This window comes from Aquiflexum sp. TKW24L, assembly GCF_023502205.1.
Classification (GTDB): domain Bacteria; phylum Bacteroidota; class Bacteroidia; order Cytophagales; family Cyclobacteriaceae; genus Cognataquiflexum.
The window spans coordinates 1-22,544 of record NZ_JAMFLG010000001.1; the positions used below are offsets into that span (position 1 = coordinate 1).

Genomic DNA, 22,544 nt, shown 5'->3' on the forward strand with positions numbered 1-22,544 from the left:
TAATTTTATGAGATCAATATTAGCCAATCCTGATGCCTTATTCAGGTTTCAAAAGGGACTTCTTCCTTCCTTTTGCTTATTCTTTACCTGGGCCTTGACCCTCATCTTCATTGAGGTGGACAAACAACCAAGATTAAACGAAACGGCTTTTCTCTTACTTGGGATTATGCTTGCGGCATTGGCGGTTTCATTTATCTGGGCAAGGATAGAATATGCCAAAGTCCTGATCCTGATGGAAAAGCTTCAATCGGTAAGAATGGATAAAGTAAGTTTTTATTTTTCCCCTAGAAGGTTTGGTTCGAAAAAGGGAAGCAATTGGATTAAAAATTAAAAAAAAAAATATTGACTTTGAAGTATATTCTTTATCCCATACCTATAAATCATTAAAATGAAAACGCTAAAAGAAATTTATGATAAGGTAATATCAAAAGCAAACGAGGCATCAAACTGGTATGCCTACAGTAAAAAAAACAAAAAGAAATATTCCAAATGGATCAGATTTTGGTCAATTATTTTATTTGGTTTTGGTGGATTGATTCCATTGATCAACGCTTTGTTCCTTGAAAACGATTTTAAATTCAATTTTTTAAATCTTGGATATATTTCCATAGCCTTTGCAGGCACACTCTTGCTCTTAGACCGGTTTTTTGGTTTTTCATCAGGATGGATTAGGTATATGACTACGGAAATGGAAATCCAAAAAAAAATTAGAGAATTTGAATTGCGGTGGGAGATTGAAACGTTCAGAGCTGACCTAGTAAGCATTCCTCCTGAAGAGGCTAAAGAACTATTAAGGATGCTGATGGATTTTTCTGTTTTGATAGATGAAATTGTAAAAGAAGAAACAAGCTCTTGGGTTACAGAATTTCAGTCAAGTATGGCGGAACTTCAAAAGTCCATCAATAATAAATTGGAAACCACACAACCCGGAAATATTAAAGTGAATGTTAATCAATTTAATAATTATAAAAACATCAAAATCAAATTAGATAGTCTTGCTTTTGCTAATATGATTAGCCCTATTTATTTATATAAAGAAGTTAGTTCTGGGTACCATTTAATTACAATCACTGGCCAAAAGTTGGAACCAATCTCCAATTTTGAAATGGCTGAAGTTGCCAAAGTAGAGGCGGGAAAGTTAACGGAGGTTACAATTAATTTGGCATAAACCGTAAAGATTAGCGGTCAAATTCTTAGAAAAATAAGCCTGTGGACTTTCTCTTTCTATAACGAGTATAAATATTATTTCTTCAATTAGAATTAAACAATTATGTCAAATAAGGAAAAAACGTGCTTTGTAATCATCGGTTTTGGAAAAAAGACAAGTTCCAAGAAAAACCCTTCATTGAATATCTAGCGTCTGTAGCTTTATTTATAGCTAGCCGGTCCTTTGGGAAAGAAATCTCACTTGACCTAAGTTTATCATTAAATAAAGCAATGTCGAATATTTTAAAATCTTCCTTTAAAGATCCAAACCAAATAATTAATATTCAATCTGCTCAAGAAAACCTAAGTGATAAAAATTTGTCTGAATGAAAATTCCATAAATGATTCCCTTTGTTCCTACCTAGTCAAGTGGACTTAAATTTCTTTTCAATCTATGAGAGTATTTTTCTCCTACAATTCCAAAGTTCAGGCACTGGTAGATAGTGCCCGAGTAATTATTTTGGGCAGGGGACATGATGTCTTTATGGATCGGTATGATATCCGAATTTCTGGGTCTTTGGCACCTGAGCTCAAGAAAGATGTTGACAGGGTATTATATGGAAACAGGAGAGATTTTATTCTTGGCCGATTAGATTAATTAGTTTCCATAATCAGACCCTTTAAAATAAAAACTGATCTTTTCAGATTCTTCATATTTTGATATTCCCGATTCCCGTTTCCATAATACTGGATTTTCTCTATAATTTTCTACCTACAACTCTTTTATACCATGCCAAACCTCCTCCCCATTTTCGCTCCTTTCGGTGAATTGATTACCGACAAAAAACTGGCAGACAAAGACCTGCTTGAAAAACCAATTTTGGTCCCTGCCCAAGAATCGTATGCTTTTGAATCGGATAAGTTGCCCCTGATTTTTTCCATCAGTGTACAGGGACAGCTTTCGGTCAACCTGTTTAATGATGCCAATGATGTAGACGATTTGGGTTTGGTGGGAACCGGGGCTGAGGACAATTTGATATATGATCCGATGAAGGAAGCCTATCTGAAATATGACATTCAGGTATTCCCAAAGAGCAAACTGTCGGGCACAATTGGAGATATAGGCCTGGAGATCAACCGGGAAAAAGGCATCCGTGCGACTTTGTATCGCAAGCATGACAACCAAAAAGTGGTCAGGAATGCCGTTTTGGAAGACCTCCCCCACTTTCCCACCGTCTTCCGCTCCAGTGATTTGGAAAACCTGGGTGCCAATGATGGCTTTGCTTACAGTGTGCAGGGGGAACTAAGGGCAAGCGGGGAGATCAGTTGGTCCGATATCCTCTCCAAAAGCATCAACCTTTTCCCTTCTTTTTTTGCCAAGGCAATGACTTTGGATTTGGCTATTTCCCCGAAGCTCACAGCCAAGTTTGAAGTCAGCATCAAGGATCATTTTTCTTATTTCCTTAAGAAAAATGGCGATGGTTCTTTTGGGGTGTCTATCTGTAAAATCAAAAACTCTTCCCTCTCAGGAGGAATCGGTGCTTCTATCGGTATTAAATTGAGCAATCCTGATGTCTTTGAAAAACAGTTGGAGGAATTGTTGGAAAAAGCTAGCACTTCTTTGGTCAATAAATCCCCAAGCTATGTCAAGAAAGCATTAGAAGCCATCAAATCCGGACAGGGCAATGAAGTTCAAATCGCGGTTATAGAAAAAATTGCAAGTCTGTTTGGCTTGGAAGACTGGAAATCCAAACTGGAAACCCTTGAAGAAAAATGGGTTGATTTTCAAAATAAATTCAAGAAAGGAATCAAGGAATCCGCTGAATCCGGTGCCATGCTGACCTTCAGTTATGAATTCACCAAAATCAAAGAAGGAACAGAGATATTGAAAGCCGGGTTTGCAGATAGTGAAGCTTTGAAAAATTACCATTGCGATTTTATGAAGTTTGACCTGAAGCCTTTTATTCAGGATTTTGTTGCAGCTAAAGCAAAAGGAGCCACCATTGAATCCTACTTTAACCAAAAAAGGACCGTAACAGAAAGCGCTTGGGGCTTTGGATTGAAGATTTGGGACAGGGAGTTTCTGAAAGGAAAGGATTTCAAGAAAAAGGAATTAATCGTCAAAATGGATATCCGGCAGCATCAGCAGGTATCCTTTTCTGGTGTCCGGGGCTATGAATGGAAACTTGGAAAGGATAGCGGAAAATGGCTTTCCCAATTTGAGGTAGCCATGCCTTCATTTTCTTTGGCATTGGAACCTAGGGTATCAGAATTTGAGTTTGGTTGGACACTGAAACTTTTTGAGGAGAATGTTCATATCAAATCCCTTGCAGACCTCAAAGGGCTCTTGGATACAGGTGCCAATTGGGGTTGCGTCTCAGCAAGGGATATAGAGTGGCTGGCAGAGAAACACTTTCCGACTCTTTCCAAACAAAAAGTGGCATTCCAAAAACAGGTATATTTTCCGGATCAGGTATTGAAAGGTATTTTTCAACAGATTCACCACTTGGGATTCAATGACATCCTCAAAAAACTTTTGGCCAAGTCCATGGCTTCCTCTCTTTCCTTTCAGGATGGATTTGCATTAAGAAATGATCCATTTATCAGAGAAAAGACCTATTGGCCCATTTGGTATTATTACCTCAACCATCCCAAAACGTCGACCAATTCGCTTGCACATATTACTGCGGATCATTTGGAAAAAAATCCACAAGTAGGTACCCTAGCCGAATTTGAGAGAAAATCAGGAAACAACAATCAGGGAGTTTGGTTGGCAAACCTTATTTTTACCCAACCCAATTTATTTGAGGATTTGGTATCATGTATGGCAGGAATTAAAATATTGGGAGAATCCATGTTGCAGGAAAAACCTATGAACAGGCTAATAGAGGAAAGCTATTCCAAAATTGGACAGTTCTTGGGACATTCCTATTATTTGGAGGTGTTGGGAAATTTTCTTTACAGGGCTTCTGCTGAGAACCCATTAGCAAAAGATGGTGTTCAAAAAACGCTAACAATCTCTTATGGTGAAAAAGAGGACAGTCAAAGTATTCATATTGGGGTGATTTAAGAGGTTAGGAACCAACATTAACGACGCTTATCGTGAATTTTTTTAATAATAAATAAAGTTAAATATATTATTATAACAAGAAATTAAAATTTAGGAGTTATGGCAGATAAAGAGCAAATAAATATAATTAAGCAAGGTGTAGAAGTTTGGAATAATTGGCGGAATGAGAATCGGACAGTTCAAATAGACCTTAGCAATGAAGATTTTCATGGAGTTGATCTCAGCAATGCAAATCTTTTTAGGTCAAATTTCTACAAAGCAAATTTGACGAATGCTATTCTTGTTAAAACCAATCTTACAGGTGCAAACCTGTATAAAACAAACTTAACAGGTGCTAATCTTTCCGGTGCAATTTTAGAACAAGCGGGACTTAATGATGTTCAATTGAATGATGCTATCTTAACAGGTTGTTATCTTTATGGCTTCTCTGCATGGGACTTAAAGGGTACACCTAAAGACCAATCAAACCTTGTTATTACAAAAAAAACAGGTACTGAGGTAGGGCCCGATATAACAGTGGATGATCTACAACTTGCGCAATTCATTTATTTGCTTTTAAATAACCAAAATCTCCGTAGTGTAATTGACACTATCACTTCTAAGGCCGTGCTTATATTAGGACGATTCACCCCCCAAAGAAAAGAGGTGCTTGATGCAATGAGAAAAAAATTGCAAAATTTAAATTTTACTCCTATAATTTTTGACTTTGAAAAGCCGAAAACGAAAGATGTTACTGGTACGGTTGAAACCTTAGCACGCATGGTTAGATTTATTATTGCTGATTTGACTGACCCAAGTAGCATTCCGCATGAACTTGCCACTTTAGCTCCTCATTTAAGGACTACCCCGATACAATTATTAAAACTTAAAGGAACAGAAACTTACAGTATGTTTAAAGATTACAAGGGTTCCTATAAATGGATTTTAGGACCCTATGTATACAAGGACAGCAATTCTCTTATTGAAAATATGGAAAAAATAATAATTCCTGCAAATAAATTGTTTGAGAAACTAAAAAAATAAATTTAAGGTAAAAACTTAACTCTTATTTTTTTGAAATTCCAATTTATCCGTCCGAAAATACCCGTGTCGGTTATTGATTATTTTTCTTTAGTATTAATTTGCGAGTTGTTGGAATCATTTATTTTTGATGTATAAACTTGAACCAGAATTTTAGACCCCGATAAGTTTGCGGTAGTGACGATTAACTTGATTGGCTTAAAACCACTTCTCAAAAATTCAATATTCTTCACCCGAAATAGACTTTATTCCATCCTTCTCAATGCATCCTATGTCCAGTCTATGCGATCTATAATTTCACCTAAAGCCAGAAAACCGTTATGGAAGTCAGCTAAAAAAGATTTGACTTGGCTTAAATTTAATAAATCAAAATTTACTTTTCAAAATTTTGCCCAAGGGAGTTTATCATATCCGAATAATTCCCCCTGTTTGGATAGAACCATTGAAGCTCATTGATTTCTCTCATTTCAAAACTTCTTGTGGCATCGAGTTCTTCGTTAATCTCACGAAGAAAGTCGATTGATACAATAATTGAATCATCAACCAGCACAGGATAAATTGGAATGTTTCTTGTAATTGCGATTAGTATTTCTTTTCTGATATATTCGCTCTGTGCAACATCTTTGCTTAAAATAACAGCAAGTCCTTTTACCTGCATCAATGCTTCCCATTGACTGCTTTGCCAGTTTTCTCCTGGTTTGTAAGCAAGGGTAGCAATCCAGGTTTGTATTCCTAATTGGAATAAATCATCAGCAACTTTGGTAGCATATTGCGCATCTTTTGCTTTGTATGAAATAAATAGTTCACAATTATCAAATCGATCAACAATTTCATTGTTTATGCTTCCAACAAGTTTATTTAATTGGTCTTCTTCAGTGACCTTCAATCCAAAGATTTCATTTTTAACAAGATTCAAAACACTTAAATCCTTAATTGAACTGAGTTCCCTCGACGAATTTAAATCTTCCCAACATTCTTCTTTAACCATAATTGGAAGAATTTTTTTGTTATAGCATTGGGCTAAAAATATCTCCATCCTACACATCGCGCTTTTGATATAGCTTTTGGTAAGGCATACAACCATGCTATCACAATCAATTATTGCTTGAAAAATTTGCTTTTTCCAATTCAGACCACTTTTTAATGAGCCGTCGTGCCAGACATTCACATTCCTTGCTTCAAGTTTTGAAATAATATCGGAGGCTATTTCTTTATCATCCTTATTGTACGAGAAAAATGTATAAGTATTCATATTATTTTTAGATCCATTTTAGTTTATAGAAATACTGAAAACTATTTTTTATCTAAGCTCAATCACCAAATAAAATTTTAATAGAACACAAATAAATTGCTCCAATAAAAGAAACCAACGGCCAAAAGCAACTGATTATAGAGTGAGATTACTTCATTAAAATCTGCCTTGAGGAAAATTTAAGGAAGGGGATTTGGATCAGGTATATTTTCCAAATCCTGCTTACAATTTCCTGCAAAAAGATTCCTTTCAGCTCTATACCAATTATTTATTGAATTTTCATCGAAGTGCTTGGTCCCAAACTGCAAATACTCCGGTTGGTATCTTAATGTGGATTCGATCCAAGAAGATGTCCTTAAAGAATTTGTAGGCAAATCCACAATCCTTCCATATTCATAAGGAACCCATCTTGATACTGCAGTTTTCGCCGTCATTACCGCCAGGACATGGGTACAATTCATAAGAGCCATTTCAATTATGGCACCTATTTTCAATGACTTTTTTTCTTTGGATAATTTTGATTGGTTAATTTTTCCCAAGCTTGAATCATATACATCCAACCAATACAAGAATCCATTTTGTTAGCTAAATAAGCTATCCTCTTGGCAAAACCCGTATCTTTTTGCTGGTGGGAAATAAAAACTCGGGGACATAAATAAAGGAGAATTTATTTTCTCAGAAATCCCTAAATTTCTTAGCTTGTTAAATTTCTCATAATCAGGTTCTCCAACAAATTCTCCCCATAAACCGTATCCCCGGCACCATTGAGGAAATCTTCTTTCAAACTCCAATTCAAGAAAATTGCCGTAATCAAAATTCCCTATTTCTTCTTCCATAACTTTAATTCTTTTTGATTTGAAAATTCAAAATGAAACACCCATTTAAAATATCAATCATTCCAAACCAAAAATTTTATTTGTTGCAATAATCTCGATTTTGGCCCCGTTTTTCTGGGCAATGGTCACAAGGTGTTTTGTACCCCCAGGTCCATCCCCTTCTTTTTCATCCCAAAGCGCTATCAAAGTGGAATTAATACCTCCCTTCGCCAATCCGCTGTATAAAATCCAGCTGTTATTTCGTTCCCAAATAGAGTATTCACTCTTATTTTTTAACCATCTTGGCAACTCACCACTCTCCGATAAATATCTGACATCCAAAGTTTGGTATAAGTTATCGAACCTTTTAACCCAATTATTCCCAGCAAACCTAACAGATTGTTCTAAAAACTTTTCCCTAGACATGGGGAGGTATAGTTCTGATTTAATTGCCAATTCTTGACATATTTCATGAAAAAGAATATCTCCACCGCATGCCCCTCCTGCTATTCCTATGATCTCACCCTCAAAATTCTCAATTTCGTTTTGAAGCATTGCTTTAATATTCTCTCTTGCAACAGCTTCTTTTTCAGCAGGAAATCTCGGGGTTTTTCTGTTTGGATTATCAACCATATGCCCTGTAAAAATAACTGCCATTTGTTTTTTAAATTCTACTGTCGTTTCGCCGAATTCGGAAAGTGCCGCTTCAGCATTATCAGTCAAAACGCCTAATTTTTGAAATATTAAGATTTGTCTCCGGGCCGAATCAAAATTCAGATTATTTGCCCTAGTCAAAACTCCCTTATATTTATTTCTAACCCTTTCCATGTTTTTAGAAGACAAAAACAAAAAGTCGGCCTCAGTCATTTCCAACCAAGGATCAATTTCCCCTTTTCTTTTTTTGGAATTTTTGGCAGCATCAATAGACCCTTCAACCATGACAGTTAACTTTTGAAGCTTTTTCCTGAGCTGTGAAATCGCTTTTTCTGCATCATCCTCCTCATCAAACTGTAATTCCCAAACATGAGGATGGTTTTCAGCTAAACCTATTTTGATGGTTAATAGGCTAAGGGCATTTATACCTGAATAAAAATGGTTTAAGTCGGATTCAAAACCTCGTTCATAATCTTCGATGGCAGATTCCAATTCCGGAGAAAGCAATGCCATTTCCTGAGGTTTTTCACTTGCATTTATCCAATTACCGATCCATCGGGTTTTGGCATTCCTTGCTTTAAGGGAATAAATTTCAGCCAGTTTCTCTGCTGTTAGTTTGGATGGATTTTTTAATACCCTTTCAATGGCAAGATCTGAGTATTTTAAAAGCCCGGTCTTTTTATCCTTCTGTTTTTCTTCTTCAGAAAGTCTTTGATAAATAGTCGCCAAGCGGTCATTTGCTTCATAATCATCTGGGTTCCTCTTCCTAATATCTTCAAAAGCTGATTTAGCTTCTTTAAATGCCTTAAGTTTAAATTGGTCGTTACCAATCTTCCTTAAGCCCGGAATTTTCCAAGGTAAACCATCTAATTCTGAAACCAATAGTGATAATTTTCCAATTTGCTTTTCCGCACATGCAATTTCAACTTCTTCTGAGAAATCTAGGGGAATGGCCAAAAAATCCTCAGGATCCTGCGAATTTAATTTTGGTAACATATTGAAAACCGGACTGTCAGTTCTATCAGAATCAATCGTAGCTTTTATGGATTCCCTTAGATCATTAATAGCGTTGGATGGATTTTGATAGTCATAGCTCACATACCTGTATCCTAATATATCAAAAGGGATTGTGTCAATGTTTTGTGATTTTAGCAGGATGGTTTTATTCTTTCTTAAGGCATGCCTTACGCCAAGTTCGTAAAATACATTAGCGTTGTGAATAGTAATGTCAGCGATGACTATATCTGCTAGCAATAAGAGGGAAAACATGTCCTCCCTTATTTCGCCTGCCTCAAAAATCTCCCCTGTAGTCCCCCCCCGTAAATTTAATTCCGTTAATACAGGCTGAATGAGTATTTTCTCAACTTCATCGAAGTTTATTTTATTTTCAAAAATTTTATCAGAAGCCAAATCTTTTTGTCTGATAATCTTAGTGTTAAAAGGCCTTACAATAAAAACATCCATGTTATCAAAATTTATAGTTAAACAAACGAGCCAAAATGAGCTAAATCAACGTGTTTATTAGCAGCAAAACTTCCTACCTTTTTCAGTTCCTTGATATTCTTGACAGCATCGAGTTGCCTTAAAGGTTCGGGATCGAGATCATTGATTCCAATATCACGCATGCCTGATTGAGTCAATTCAACATTATACCTGACATAAAGAAAATGCTTCTTTAAGTCTTGGGACAAAGGAATTATATGTCCATTGTTATCTCTAGGAATCATATCACCCAACTCCCTATCAATAGCAGCACCATAAGTACATCTTCCTATGACTCTACAATTGATATCTTGGTCGACACTAGCTGCGTACATTAAATTGTCAGGCAAGGCTTGAAGAGTATTTAGCAAATTGCCATATTCACCTTGCGTTGGGCTTGAACCTGTTCCGACAGAAACCAATAAAAGTTTGTCCTCGCCTATTTCCCAATTTAATCTAAAACCGGGCTGAGTAGCCATTTTATAAAGCAAAAATGAGGGGTTGTTGTAAGGGGTTGTTCCTCCGTCTACAAAAACAAAAGTTTTATCTGGGTTATTTGGATCCCATTGAAGTGTTTCTGGTGGAAAATAAACAGGTGCCGCAGCACTTGCCCTAACTAACTGAAAAAGCTTTATCCGACAGTTACAATCCTGTCTGGATTCATCATTATACTTTGCAAATGGATTATTACTGATAGGCCAAGGAGAATCGGTAGTCCGATTCATGGTCACAATCATCAACAAAGACTTATATTTTCCATCTTTCAGACATAAATCAGTATCTTCTCCAAAAGTCTCTTTTAATTTTTCTAGTATTTCACCGTCACCATAAAAGGCTTTCCATCTTTTTAAGATGAAGTTTTTGTCAAACATTTTCTTCCCTTCCTTAACATAAAAATTGAGAAGTTCTGATACTGACATCCCCAAAGACAAACCGGCTGCGATTATTGCCCCTGTACTTGTCCCTGCTATATAGTCAAAGTAATCACAAAGGCGAAATCTGTCATCTTTACCTAATTTATGTTTTAGATCTTGTTCAATTTTCGCAAGATATTCCAAAGTGATTATACCTCTAATGCCACCACCATCCAGAGCAAGCATTTTTCTCGGTGATTTGTTACCATAACGGTTTTCTAGTGGTCCCCAGTTTGCCATATTTTTTCAGATTAAATTTGTATGGTATTGCCCGAAATAAGACTTCTCAGATATCCGATAAAATGAGATATTATTTGGGATCGATGAAATGATTTAAATGAAAAAAGTGCAAAACTCAAAAAGCAAATTTTATGTGTTATTTGCTTTCAAAATTTAGAGATTACTTCGCACTATTCTATTTTCCTAAATTTCATTAAATAAATATTTTTTTGCAATTTAAAGGGCAAAATTTTTAAATTTATTTTATCTAAATTATATTCATATTAAAAGTATAAAATATTGATAAACAGTAGTTATATGGAAAAAATAACATATAAATATTAGGAATTTAAACCTCTTTAGTATTTATCATTAAATTAATGGTGGGATTGTAATATAAAAAACAAACTAAAAATTATGAAAATTCTAATTAGCCATTCTTGGCAGGACAAATCCCTTGCCACCCGTATTTTTGAAGATTTGAAAAAAGATGGACATGAAATATGGTTTGATATTATGCAACTTCTCCCTGGAGATCCCATACAAAGTAAAATAGATCAACATATCACCAATTCCGATGTTATTGTAGTTCTGTGGTCAAAAAATGCCTTAAATTCTCATGGTGTATATGCAGAAATTGAAACTGCCTCAAAATTGAAAAAAAGGATAATTCCAGTCCAACTTGATGAAACAACTCTATCCCAAAATTTCTACTTAAATGATTTATTGGGTATTCCAATGCAGGAATATGAAGTAGGTTCACTATTGCTTCGAAGAGCTTTAACCATTTTAATGGCTTCTGAGATGGGAATTAAAACGAATTTGGTAGACCAAGCAATCGGAAATATTACAGATCTCGGGGGTTTTCTAAATTATATCAATACCTACAGACTCCAAAACAATCAAAATGATGATGGATATAAGGAGGATTGGATCCAGAGGATTACAGACTTATTCCAAAAGAATGATCAAATCAGGACAACCACAATGCCACAGGCCCAAAACACGATGAAAGAGATGGAATCAATTATGGCGAAATTAGAGCATGGAAACGCATCCATGCATGAACTTAATTCCTGGCTTGCATGGTGTGATAGGAATTATGATTTTCATCCATCTATGGTCCAAAAGATGAAAAATTTCATTTTGAAGGATATACAAAAATTGAAATCTTAGAATATTTCTAATGTCCTGACATACATATTAACTTGATGTATTTTTACATACATTCAAACCTGTTCGAGATCAAAAGTAGAACTTTCAAATATTAAAAATTTATGGGAATTCCCAATTTTGAGGCACTTTCAAACATTTGCCTTTCCCAAGATTTCCCATCTGAATTTCCTCCAGAACTTTGATTTCCCCGATTATTACCAAAAATCATATTGACAAAAGATACTCCTGCCATTTTTAGAAGTATATTTTTCCAATCTATAGAAGCGAATTTTTCTAGTAAAACTTTGTCCAATTCTAATAATTCATCCTGAGATAATAATCCCCTCATAAATATAATGTATGGATTTAATTCAATTTCGATAAGTTTTTTGCCATATATCGAGGCATAAATTTGATTGATCTGTTGTAAACCAGAAAAGCAGAGATAGCTATCATCAATCCAGCCTATCGGGCCGAAATTATCAGTTCTAAAATCTTCAACTTCAAAAAAGTAATCAGTCAAGTAATTCAATATCGGATTAAATTCATTTGACAAATTTGCTTGCTCAGCTTGTGCGTAAGATTGGTTTAATAAATATATTCCGTCCGCTGTCATATTTAACATCAATTGAATTAACTCTATTTTTTGGTTGTGGTTTAAATTATAGGCGGAAACTAGGACATAAGAAGTACGTTGGATGTTTTCATTTTCAATCATTGAAATGAAATTTTGCCTCAATTTATTAAGGACTTTATCAGGGAATTTTTCCTGAACTGAATATGGTATTTGAAATTGATGTTCCATAATCGTAGTAGTTATTATTTGAATATTTAAATAATTATAGATAGATACTTTTACCGATTTTTTGATTGGATTTCAGGTTTGTTCTATATAATTTATTTGTTCGCAATGACTATTCTATAGTTTTTTATCATTTGGTGTCAGCTAAAATTTCGGACCAAAATGATGAGATATTGACATGGACAAAAAAACTCAGGTTTCAGAAATCCTCATCAAAAAAAATTGATTGCTAATCTCCGAAAACCCTACATTAAATTTGGTAAAAAAAAGATTTAATTGCAATATTTTTGGTAATAAAGAACAAAAATGTTTATTTTTAATACAGCAATTTTTATTATTCCAAATTTTTAAACTCAAAAGCCAAAACTAAAACATCATGAAGGCAACTCTAAAGAAAATTAAATTATGGGTTGGTCATTAGGTTCTTTGCCTGTAACCCAATAAATGCTATAAAAATGACGCCTACCAGTGGTGGGAAGTGAATCGGGATATCTATGAAGGTGAATCTGATGGCTTTGGGGAGGAAAACCCCTACTTGCCGGAGGGAAGGGAAATGTATCCGGTACTACACCTCTTGCCAAGAACTATTCTGAATTGCCATTTTGCTGGCATCATAGAGTACATAAATTAAAAAGTCCAGATTTTAAAATCTGATATGAAGATAGACTTTCAAAAAATGAATTGTTCGATCCCTCTTTTCTAAAAAATAAGAAAATCCGGGGGAAACCAAATTCAAATAGACGAATGCCTGTGTAATCAAACCTTTTAAATAGTGATCAACTTAAAACTCTAACTCATATGTTTCATGCATTCCAAAGTTATAGCCATCGTGACGGCGCCCAGGATGAATCTGAAAATTGGCCTAAAAAATTTAATAATAAATTGAAGTGGCGCATAGAGCAAATTTCACCACGTTTTGATGTCAATATATTTTTTGACACAAGAAATAGAGAAATAAATGAACTCTCAGAATTTTTGAAAAATAATCTTTCAAATTCTAAAATTCTTTTGGTCATTGAATCAAACTCCTATTTGGTAAGTCATTACTGTAAACAAGAATTAGAATATTTTTGTGAACTACATAATTTTTCCAAAAAAAACATCATTAAGGTTGTAAAATACCCACCAAGTAATGATTTTGAGGAACCGGAACTATTGATCGGAGTTCCTGAATACATTTTTTACGATGACACCAACCCGGATTCCCCATTAGAGTACCATCCTTCAGATCCCAAATTCCTACAAGAAATAAATAACCTCGCACATGATTTTATTAAATTATTCAGAGATGAAATTGAGATTGATAAATCAAAACTAAATTCGGTTTTTTTAACCCCAAATTTGAAATCCAGCGCCCACGATATCGGAGCCAATTTGGCTGCTGAATTACGTGCTAAAAAACTGAATATCAGGTCAACGGGGTTATTGAATCAAGACAAAAGCTTGAGGAGAAAACAATTTCAGGAAGAATTGTCGCAAGTCATCTTGTCCATACATATAATTGGTAAAAATAATGAGGAAAACGACTTAATTGAAATTGAAACAGCTAGAGAATTGTCACATACTCATAATCTAAAAGTAATGATATGGGTATCAAACGATACTGAATTGAATTCCGAAATACAAATGAAATTGAAGGATGAAAACTTCTTTACAGCAAACATGGATATTCAGTATGGTTCGTTGGAGAAATTCAAACAAAGTGTTTTGGAGGAAATTAAATTATTAAAAAAATGAAGCTTAGAAATCCATTTCCAGGAATAAGGCCTTTTAAAGAAGAAGAAAGTGAATTCTTTTTTGGTAGGGAAAAACAGATCAATGATCTAGAAGCCAAACTTCATCATGTAAAGTTTGTCGCTGTGGTTGGGTTGTCCGCATCAGGCAAATCTTCATTGGTAAGTGCCGGATTAATTCCAAAACTGAAAAAAACCAAGGAATGGGATATTTGTGTTATGAGACCACAGACCAGCCCAATAAAGAATCTAGCAACTGCACTAGGCGATCAAACTAATAATTACAAACCTAATTCAGAAAATGAAACCGTTTGGAAGGAGTTTATTTATTCTAATCTGATATACAATTCCCTTGGTATTATTGAAACCTACAAGCAATGTGGAAACCATAAAAAATTGCTTTTGGTGATTGATCAATTCGAAGAACTCATCACCTATTCTAAGCTAGGAAATGATAAGACAGACGCATCTTTTGAGGATGAAAGTTTTAAGTTCGTAAATCTGTTAATATCCACATTGGAAATAAACAGTAGTGATATATACATTTTGATTACGATTAGGTCTGATTTTATCGGAGATTGTTCCAAATTTCGAGGACTTCCTGAATTGATAAATGATGGACAGTTTCTAGTACCCAGGTTAACCAGGAATGAGCTAAAACAAGCAATTTCGGAGCCATTAAACCAGCAAAAAGTTGCGCTATCACCACTCCTTCTTAACACTTTATTGAATGACATCAATGAAGATCCTGATCAACTCCCGGTTCTTCAACATTCCCTGATGAGAACTTGGAACCATTGGATAGAAAACGATCCTGATAGCAAAGAAATAAAAGTCTTTTCTTACGAGTTTATTGGTAAGATGGACAAATGCGTTGGAAGGCACGCCGATGAAATTTTCGAAAAATTGTCCAATTCCGATAAACTCAAAATAGAATCACTTATTAAGCAAATAGCGACATCAGAAAAAGGCAAATTTTTTAGAAGACCTGCAAATGCCAATGAATTATCAGGGTTGTTAGACATTACTTTAGATGAATTAAATGCGCTTACAACCCCTTTTAGAAAAGAAGGCGTCAATTTTTTACTACCGCCTGAAGGTCCTTTACAAGAAAATTCAAGTATTGATGTTGCCCACGAGGCATTTATTAGAAAGTGGGAAAAATTTGGAAGTTGGATTGAGGATGAGCGTAAGGACATTGAAATACTAAACAAACTTTTTGATAACTATGAAACCCAAAATAAGGATAAATCTGAAATCCTTGGCGTAGAATTTTTATCTGAAGTCAAAGCCAACCGAAGGTTGAAAGACCTTGTATCTAAGAGTGGAAAAAAAGAAAAAGCTGAATGGTGGGTAGTAAGGAATCTTGATGAAGATTCTCGTGAATTTTTAAAGGTTTCTGACAATGACCAGGTTTTCAAATTCACGGATTTTACGAGAAAGACCATTAGAAATCTATTTTGGAGAAAATACAGTAAAACTATCGGCTTCTCGATAATTATTGTATTTACTATACTAATCGGCCTTTTTATGAATGAGCAAAATACAAAAACTCAAATATCTGAACTAAATTATAAAAATTCAGAAAATAAAAGATTGTATGACAGTATCAGTAATGATGCAATAATTTCCAAAAATATTGATTCCCTGAATAATTTAAGGAATAAAATCACCCAACTTTCGGATCAAATAGCATTACATTATATTGAAAATGAAAATTCCAAAACACTAAATAATAATTTACAGGTAAAGCTTAAAGACCTTGAGACAAAAAATAAAGACATAGATAAAAGTTATAAAGGCAAAGAGGATGAGCTTCAAAGTGAAAAAAGTAAGTATATGCCAACTATCAACCGATTAAATTATGAAATAGAAGAATGGAAGAAAGCTGTGGACAACCTTGTTGAAAAAAACAGAAGTGATGGACTTAAAAGTTTCCTAGAAATCGACAGCCTAAAAAAAGTAATTGCTACTTTGGAAAATGGAAATGAATGATAATCCCAAATAACAATTAGAAATAAATATAAGTATCTATTTACACTATTTATTTGCGAGGAAATAATTGCAACCTACTCCAAGGATATCCCAAAAGACGATAATCCTTTACCAAAGAAATTAATTCTTTATCTCCTTTTTCGACAGTATTCTTTATTAAATCTGCTATACAAAGACCTTCATAATGGGATATCAATTCCAGCCAAAGTTTGCTTAAAGACATATTTCGAGTGGTTTGAACAGATTTAGTACTTGCAAATAAACAGTGAGTGGAACCACTTATAAACCAATCCAATGCGATACTTTTCTTTCTAAATGGGACAAGAGTAGCGCAACTCAGCCAAATTGTGGATTGAAAGGGAGATTTAGGCCGATGATCCATAAGATCTTCGATTGAAATAAATCCATATGCTCCTAAGTTTTTGGAATGGGCATGCCCCCAATAAATCCAATGCCCTTTTATGGATTTTAAAGCACTCAAAAACTCCCCCTTTCTAAAATCTCCTGGATGATAATTTTTAGCACCGAAGTCTACCCATTCATTCAAAGTTTCTGTGTAGCAAAATTGGTATTGGCAGGTTGCATGTATTTCCTTACTGAATTCATTTTCGACTTGGTTGATATAATCTTCTACTTGCCTCCATTGATCTGCGAAATAAACAGAAGAAACAATGTATCCTGATTTTCCCTTGATTATAGTTTTTGGCCACTTACTAATGAAAAATGGAGTTGCGCAAGCTTTCGGTAAAACATACAAAATTGACCCAAGAGTGGAGCTTTTGAGTAGTTCCTTAATTAACTTTAATCTTAAGATTATATCATCAGTATTTTTATCAGGCACCCAAATAAATTGATAGCAAGGCGGATTTTGCCGCCCTGCCATCCATTTCATAGCCTCATTCCTCCATGATTGGGGAATTAATAATCCACGGAACTTATCCATCCGCTATCAATGTGTTGGAATTAATGGGTTTAATATTCTGGAATTGGAATTTAAATCCAGGGTTGGAAATGGTCTGAATATAAAATTGGATCTGTAGACCTGTCTTGCAAGAGGTCTGATTAGCTCTAAAGGAAATCTTCCGTTTCTCCTTGGAGAAAATTCAGATTTCCAGTATTCCTGAATCAAAACAGCTTGTTGCTCTCTTTCTAAGTTTAAAAGTTGGCCGTTTGCATTCCTGATTTCGGCTTCAGTTAAGTTGTATCCCCTTCCAAAAAATTGCGAGTGCAAAGCTTCAATCATATATACCCCTCCTGAATTAACTGCTTGCCAAATATGGGTGAGTTCATGAATCAATAATTCCGTTGATAATTTTATATCTGGTTTGAAATTTATAACATACATTGTAACAAAGGCTGTTGGAGTTTTTTTGACCAAACCTGTCAACCAAGAGATGAATTCCATGGAGAAACTGGCAGTAGTCAATTTTACTTTGTTAAGATCGATTGAGGTTCCAAATACTTTTTCAGCCTCTGCCCTTTCCAGAGCATTCAATCCCCGATGTGTACCTGTCAATTCCATAATGATGGTAAAAAGAATAGCTGCAACTGAAGCTCCTATTTTGACAGCCTCTTTCATCAAATCCAATGCAGCATAGCCGATTCGCACCAAACCATTGATCAATCCTTTTCTAAATGCATCCCTGACATCTTTGAGAACATTTGATAAGACTGTTTTAACATGCAATGCTGTACCAATAAGTGCAGTTAATAGCATATCGATCACACTTAAGGATTTACTGGCAATGGCCTCAAGAATTTCCGTAAGATTAGTCCAAATTAAAATTACAGCCTGCATCACTTTCACAGCCTGATTTCCAATAAATTTATCAACCTCATCCAATACCTGATGGATGGTTTTTCCCATATCTTTTAAGGCCCCTATCAGATTCGACAATTCTCTTGCAGTCCAATGGATCACACCTTTAAGCAAATCAGAAATTTTATTACCTAAAGAAAGCAATGCCTCCATGACAACTCCAACTATATATCTTGTTTCTTTAAATAAAATCTGCATAATGTCCGCCACTGTCCTTCCTGCCAAGCCTATCGCTTTAGCAAACGCAATTGCTCCTCGTCTTGTAAATCTACCAAGTCTTGAAACAATGGAACCGATAGTCTTTCCCAATTTCAATATTGCTTTGATGCAGGCATTTATTCCTTTGTCAACCATTCTCCCAATTTTGTCAAGTAACGTTGTAAATGAACCCAATAAACTCTCAAGTCTGGTTAAGACTCGTTCAAGCATAGACTCGGATTTTTCAACTGCCCATTTTAGGATTTCCAATGCATCTTTTCCTGCACGGATAATGGCATTAATAAATTTATCTACAGCCGACAAACCATTTTTAACGGCTTCATCAAGGATTGTCCCAATCCTTCTGCCAGTGGCCAATAAGGCTTCCGTAAAGTCATTGACTTTTGCCTGTGACCATTTTGACACCTCCTGTACAGCATCTGCAAGATTCCTCCCTGCTGCAGATACGGCATCTGCCACTGTGCTGATTGCAGCCACAACAGCACCCGCAATACCCCTAGCAGTACCTTCTACGAAACCCCATAAGAAATCTGTACCGTCGGATATTTTTTCTGTTTTTAAAATTCTACCAGCTGAACACAACCACTCTGCTATATCCTTCAAATTACCACCTTGGGCAAAATAATCCTGCATCAAGGCAGTCGCATCGGCTCTCTTTTGCCTTCCTATTTGATGGACTAAAAAGGTGGATTGCTTGTTCTTCACAAATGAATCCACTACCGCTTTTCTGGAGTTGGGATCGGCTTTAGCAGCCCATGAAGCCAATTCAAAAGCCTCTTCAAAATCCCCATGTAGACTCCTTAACAGGACTGCTCTTGATGTCAAATTGAGATCAGTTGTACTTATCTTTTCGCTTGCAGCAAGTACCTGCTTGACGTTGCTTCGGCCGAAATTAACCGCATGCATGGCCTCAAACCTTGCATTAAGTGTTTTACTTTGGGTAAGGTTGATAATCTGATTTTGATTTAAATTTTTCATGGCTTGAAAATTTTAATGGTTATAAGAAATTTAATTTTGGCTATTTACTCTAAAAAGAATTTAAGAGGGTTTTATTATGATATACATTAGTTATTAATGAATTAACCACTAATCTTTTAAACACACATAAACCGAAATTAACCATAGAGTTAACTCAAATGAGTTCAATGAAAAAAATCAAATTTTAAATATAATTCAGTTCAAAACATGGAAAATAATCCACTTTTATAATTTTAACAATTTCAATTTAAATCATTTGATTTTTGTAAAGTGGTCCATTTTTTAAAATTTTTGAGACCAAAGATGAAAGTCTCATTAATACACCCTATCAATTGAAATCTAACCTGGTGTTTATAAATTCAAATATCTTATCTGGCAATTTATGTTGTTCCCAGGCTCCGATACCAGCAGTAACTAAAAGTGGCCATAATATAACCATAGAAACAGCACCAACAGCTGCTTTGTCAATCCATTGACCCGAGCCAATGTAAACAGTGAGAGATCGGTTTTTGTGCTTTAAAATAACATTCAAACTAGTCTCCATTCCAACAAACTTACGCCAACCACCTCTCTTTTTTACTTGGATCATCTCCTCATCATTTTCAATTTTAAATTGTTGGGTATCGTAACCTTCACTATTTAACCAATTGAAAAGTCCAACAATTACCTTTTTGTAATTATCTACTGTACACATAAAATTCTTGTGTTTGAAGCCTTCCTTAGGAATTGGGCTATCATTTTTATTCGAAGAAGAAGCTTCTCGGTATTTATTAGGATTTGTCTCTCTGTAGCTTGATTTATCTATCTCCTCTTTTATCAAATCTGATATTGACCCTTGAAATCCCCTTAAAAACTCATCAATCTTCATGGAAATCTTTGCCAATAAATCATCTCTTCTTTTCATTGACTCAAGCAACTCCTTGACTTCGGCAGGGGACCGGCCATTTCTTATTTCTTCTTCCAATTCAAAAAGAAGTTTAACCTGATGATCATAACTCATCGGTTCATTTGAATCAATTTTCTCCTTCAAAGTGCTCAAATAGGAAATCGGGATTGGTGGCGGATCAGGAAGTGTATCGGGTAAAGGACTCTTTTCCGGAGCAGATAAGATAGATTTCAGAATTACGAGTGTAGCCTCTTTTTCTTTGTGCCTTATATCAATTATTTGAATTTGATTCAAAGGAGCAGACATTAAATTAATATTGATACCGTCGGATATTAAAATCGGGAGTATGGTTCTACCTAGTTTGGCAACATAGGATAGTTCGCTTCGACATGCCTGAGAATTCCATGATTCAGTAGACAAACAGAAAATAAACACATCACATTCTCTAATATTCCAAAGGATATTGTCCCACCATTTTTGTCCACCTGTCAATGTTTGGTCATACCAAATATTGATTCCGGTGGATTGAAGATCTTCAATTAGAGGCTTGAGTACTTCGATATTTTGTCTGCTGTAACTTAAAAAAACCTTTTTCATAGAATACTAATTTTAATGTCTAAATGATTGTAAAAAATAGATTCTTCCTTCTTTAAAAAAGTAATAGCACAATTTAGACTTTTGCGTACCTATAAAAAATACCCCATAAGGAGTATTATAAACTTATTTTATAGCTGATTCTATCCCTTTTATGGAAGATGCTTAAAACCTTTAAATAAAATCAAAAAAAGAAACTCAGAGATTCTAAAAATAACTCAATTCCAGTATTCAACCTTTCCCCCTCTGATCAACACTATTTTATTTAAAATTCTTTCATTAAATTGGAAGGTAAACTAAAGCCAATTCTTTTATTTCTAGCCAATACCGTAGTCTCATTCAATTCTTTATATGCCAAGTGTTTTGTTCTAAAGCCAAAGTATCAGTGAATTTATAGGTGGGGAACAATTGCACCTACTGTATTACCAAGTTGAGTTTTAATTTAAATTTTTAATGGATAAAGAAACTATTTCCCGCATCGTTAAGCGAATTGCTGAGGGCAAATGCCTGGTGATTTTAGGACCAGAGCTGCTCTGTGAGAATGGAGTGAGCCTCAATACCAAGCTTGAGAAATTCCTTCATACCTCCCAAGGTAATCAGGTAAAGTTCTATCAGGACGATGAGATGTTTAAGTTTGACAGCTCCCTTCCCATTGTTGTAATTGAAGATGATATTCAGGATTTTTATGATCAGTTGGAACCCAATGAACTTTATAAAAAACTTGCGGATATCCCCTTCACCACCATCATCAACACTGCTCCTGACAAAACCTTAAACAAAGTCTTTGAAGCAAAAAACATCCCCTTTGATTATGATTATTATCACAAAGGGGTAGCCCAAAAAGAATACGAAAGAACCAACAAAACCCTGATCTATAATATTTTTGGAGATTACACAGATATCAATTCCCTTATATTGACTTTTGATGATCTGTTTGATTACCTCTTTAGTATTATGGGGGATTTTGAACTGAATATCAAAAGCGAATTACGGCGGGCTACCTCTGTACTTTTTATAGGATTCAATTTTGATAAATGGTATTTCAAATTGTTGCTCAGACTGATCAAAATCAACGAAAACAAGCTGTTACACTCCCATGATATCCAACAGGTAAACAGTAAGAGTTTTTATTCTGAGGAGTTTAAAGTCGCATTCTTTGGAAGTAATTCTGCCGAAGAAATCATTTCAGAACTCCACAATCAAGCTATCGAGAAAGGGCTTATCATCTCAAAACCGGAAATATTTGTATCCTATGCCTGGGGAGGAGAAAGCGAAAAGATCGTCGATAAATTGGATGTCGTTCTTCAAAATAATAACCTAAAACTTACCAGAGATAAACGTGATCTGGCTTATCAGGAACGGATCAGTTTTTTTATGGATCAAATTGGAAGAGGAAAGGGTATTGTGGTAGTGATCAGCGAAAAGTATTTGAAGTCCCCTTATTGCATGTACGAGCTATTGGAAATCTATCAAAACAAAGACTTCGAATCACGAATAATCCCTATTGTCCTTTCTGATGCAAAGATTTACGAAACTGATTCTCTATTGGCCTATCAGGAATATTGGACAGCAGAGAAAAATAAACTGGATCAAAAAATAAAAGATAACGGCGGTGATGCCATCGCTGTCATAGGAGAGGAATATAAGCTTTTCAGACGGGTAGTGGATAATTGGGGTGCTCTGATGACGATTCTAAAAGACATCAACTCACTTTCTCCTGAAGAGCATATTAATGCTGAGTTTGCGGGAATAGTCAAAACACTCAAGGAAAAAGTAAAGCCAAATTAATCC

General features: G+C 35.0%; 18 protein-coding genes. 9 read left to right on the top strand and 9 right to left on the bottom strand.

The genetic code is table 11. The annotated features are described in order from the left end of the window. The 5 genes from M3O96_RS00005 to M3O96_RS00025 form a co-directional block, all read left to right on the top strand. A partial coding sequence (locus M3O96_RS00005) for a hypothetical protein (RefSeq protein WP_249717302.1) occupies positions 1–331 on the top strand: 331 nt, incomplete at its 5' end. 57 nt (positions 332–388) lie between these two features. After that, positions 389–1,168: an SLATT domain-containing protein gene (locus M3O96_RS00010; protein WP_249717305.1), complete on the top strand. Its 780-nt coding sequence runs from the start codon at positions 389–391 to the stop codon at positions 1,166–1,168. Positions 1,169–1,600: 432 nt separating this feature from the next. Next, the gene (locus M3O96_RS00015) at positions 1,601–1,804 is read left to right on the top strand and encodes a toll/interleukin-1 receptor domain-containing protein (protein WP_249717307.1); all 204 of its coding nucleotides are present in this window, start codon (positions 1,601–1,603) and stop codon (positions 1,802–1,804) included. A gap of 132 nt (positions 1,805–1,936) precedes the next feature. After that, on the top strand, positions 1,937–4,216 hold the full coding sequence (locus tag M3O96_RS00020) for a hypothetical protein (protein WP_249717310.1): 2,280 nt from the start codon (positions 1,937–1,939) through the stop codon (positions 4,214–4,216). 99 nt (positions 4,217–4,315) lie between these two features. Further along, positions 4,316–5,239: a pentapeptide repeat-containing protein gene (locus tag M3O96_RS00025; protein WP_249717312.1), complete on the top strand. Its 924-nt coding sequence runs from the start codon at positions 4,316–4,318 to the stop codon at positions 5,237–5,239. Between the two features lie 370 nt (positions 5,240–5,609). On the opposite strand, the gene M3O96_RS00030 is transcribed toward M3O96_RS00025, so the two are convergent. From M3O96_RS00030 to M3O96_RS00050, 5 genes are all read right to left on the bottom strand, one after another. Beyond that, positions 5,610–6,488: a toll/interleukin-1 receptor domain-containing protein gene (locus M3O96_RS00030; protein WP_249717315.1), complete on the bottom strand. Its 879-nt coding sequence runs from the start codon at positions 6,486–6,488 to the stop codon at positions 5,610–5,612. A 179-nt stretch (positions 6,489–6,667) separates the two neighbouring features. Then, positions 6,668–6,949 (bottom strand): hypothetical protein, encoded by a 282-nt coding sequence (locus tag M3O96_RS00035; protein WP_249717318.1) that lies wholly within the window; start codon positions 6,947–6,949, stop codon positions 6,668–6,670. A 120-nt stretch (positions 6,950–7,069) separates the two neighbouring features. After that, the gene (locus M3O96_RS00040) at positions 7,070–7,324 is read right to left on the bottom strand and encodes a hypothetical protein (protein WP_249717320.1); all 255 of its coding nucleotides are present in this window, start codon (positions 7,322–7,324) and stop codon (positions 7,070–7,072) included. 57 nt (positions 7,325–7,381) lie between these two features. Then, positions 7,382–9,421 carry a tetratricopeptide repeat-containing protein gene (locus M3O96_RS00045; protein ID WP_249717322.1) on the bottom strand — a complete coding sequence of 680 codons (2,040 nt, stop codon included), beginning with the start codon at positions 9,419–9,421 and terminating at the stop codon, positions 7,382–7,384. A 17-nt stretch (positions 9,422–9,438) separates the two neighbouring features. After that, on the bottom strand, positions 9,439–10,593 hold the full coding sequence (locus M3O96_RS00050) for a patatin-like phospholipase family protein (RefSeq protein ID WP_249717325.1): 1,155 nt from the start codon (positions 10,591–10,593) through the stop codon (positions 9,439–9,441). 396 nt (positions 10,594–10,989) lie between these two features. Here M3O96_RS00050 and M3O96_RS00055 point away from each other — a divergent pair, with 396 nt between their 5' ends. Beyond that, complete coding sequence (locus tag M3O96_RS00055; RefSeq protein WP_249717328.1) at positions 10,990–11,748, top strand: toll/interleukin-1 receptor domain-containing protein; 759 nt, start codon at positions 10,990–10,992, stop codon at positions 11,746–11,748. Between the two features lie 91 nt (positions 11,749–11,839). Here M3O96_RS00055 and M3O96_RS00060 read toward each other — a convergent pair whose 3' ends face one another. Beyond that, positions 11,840–12,532 (bottom strand): hypothetical protein, encoded by a 693-nt coding sequence (locus M3O96_RS00060; RefSeq protein ID WP_249717329.1) that lies wholly within the window; start codon positions 12,530–12,532, stop codon positions 11,840–11,842. A 795-nt stretch (positions 12,533–13,327) separates the two neighbouring features. On the opposite strand from M3O96_RS00060, the gene M3O96_RS00065 reads away from it, so the two are divergent. Both M3O96_RS00065 and M3O96_RS22090 read left to right on the top strand, forming a co-directional pair. Beyond that, positions 13,328–14,266 carry a toll/interleukin-1 receptor domain-containing protein gene (locus M3O96_RS00065; protein WP_249717331.1) on the top strand — a complete coding sequence of 313 codons (939 nt, stop codon included), beginning with the start codon at positions 13,328–13,330 and terminating at the stop codon, positions 14,264–14,266. Then, positions 14,263–16,257 carry an nSTAND1 domain-containing NTPase gene (locus M3O96_RS22090; protein ID WP_349630824.1) on the top strand — a complete coding sequence of 665 codons (1,995 nt, stop codon included), beginning with the start codon at positions 14,263–14,265 and terminating at the stop codon, positions 16,255–16,257. The genes M3O96_RS00065 and M3O96_RS22090 overlap by 4 nt, the downstream gene beginning before the upstream one ends. Positions 16,258–16,306: 49 nt before the next feature. On the opposite strand, the gene M3O96_RS00075 is transcribed toward M3O96_RS22090, so the two are convergent. The 3 genes from M3O96_RS00075 to M3O96_RS00085 all read right to left on the bottom strand — a co-directional run bounded on the left by M3O96_RS00075 (position 16,307) and on the right by M3O96_RS00085 (position 20,756). Beyond that, the gene (locus M3O96_RS00075; RefSeq protein ID WP_249717334.1) at positions 16,307–17,200 is read right to left on the bottom strand and encodes a hypothetical protein; all 894 of its coding nucleotides are present in this window, start codon (positions 17,198–17,200) and stop codon (positions 16,307–16,309) included. Between the two features lie 6 nt (positions 17,201–17,206). Further along, positions 17,207–19,273: a phage tail family protein gene (locus M3O96_RS00080; protein WP_249717336.1), complete on the bottom strand. Its 2,067-nt coding sequence runs from the start codon at positions 19,271–19,273 to the stop codon at positions 17,207–17,209. A gap of 328 nt (positions 19,274–19,601) precedes the next feature. Beyond that, positions 19,602–20,756 carry a toll/interleukin-1 receptor domain-containing protein gene (locus tag M3O96_RS00085; protein WP_249717338.1) on the bottom strand — a complete coding sequence of 385 codons (1,155 nt, stop codon included), beginning with the start codon at positions 20,754–20,756 and terminating at the stop codon, positions 19,602–19,604. A 450-nt stretch (positions 20,757–21,206) separates the two neighbouring features. On the opposite strand from M3O96_RS00085, the gene M3O96_RS00090 reads away from it, so the two are divergent. After that, positions 21,207–22,541 (top strand): toll/interleukin-1 receptor domain-containing protein, encoded by a 1,335-nt coding sequence (locus tag M3O96_RS00090; RefSeq protein ID WP_249717340.1) that lies wholly within the window; start codon positions 21,207–21,209, stop codon positions 22,539–22,541. Positions 22,542–22,544: the final 3 nt, after the last annotated feature.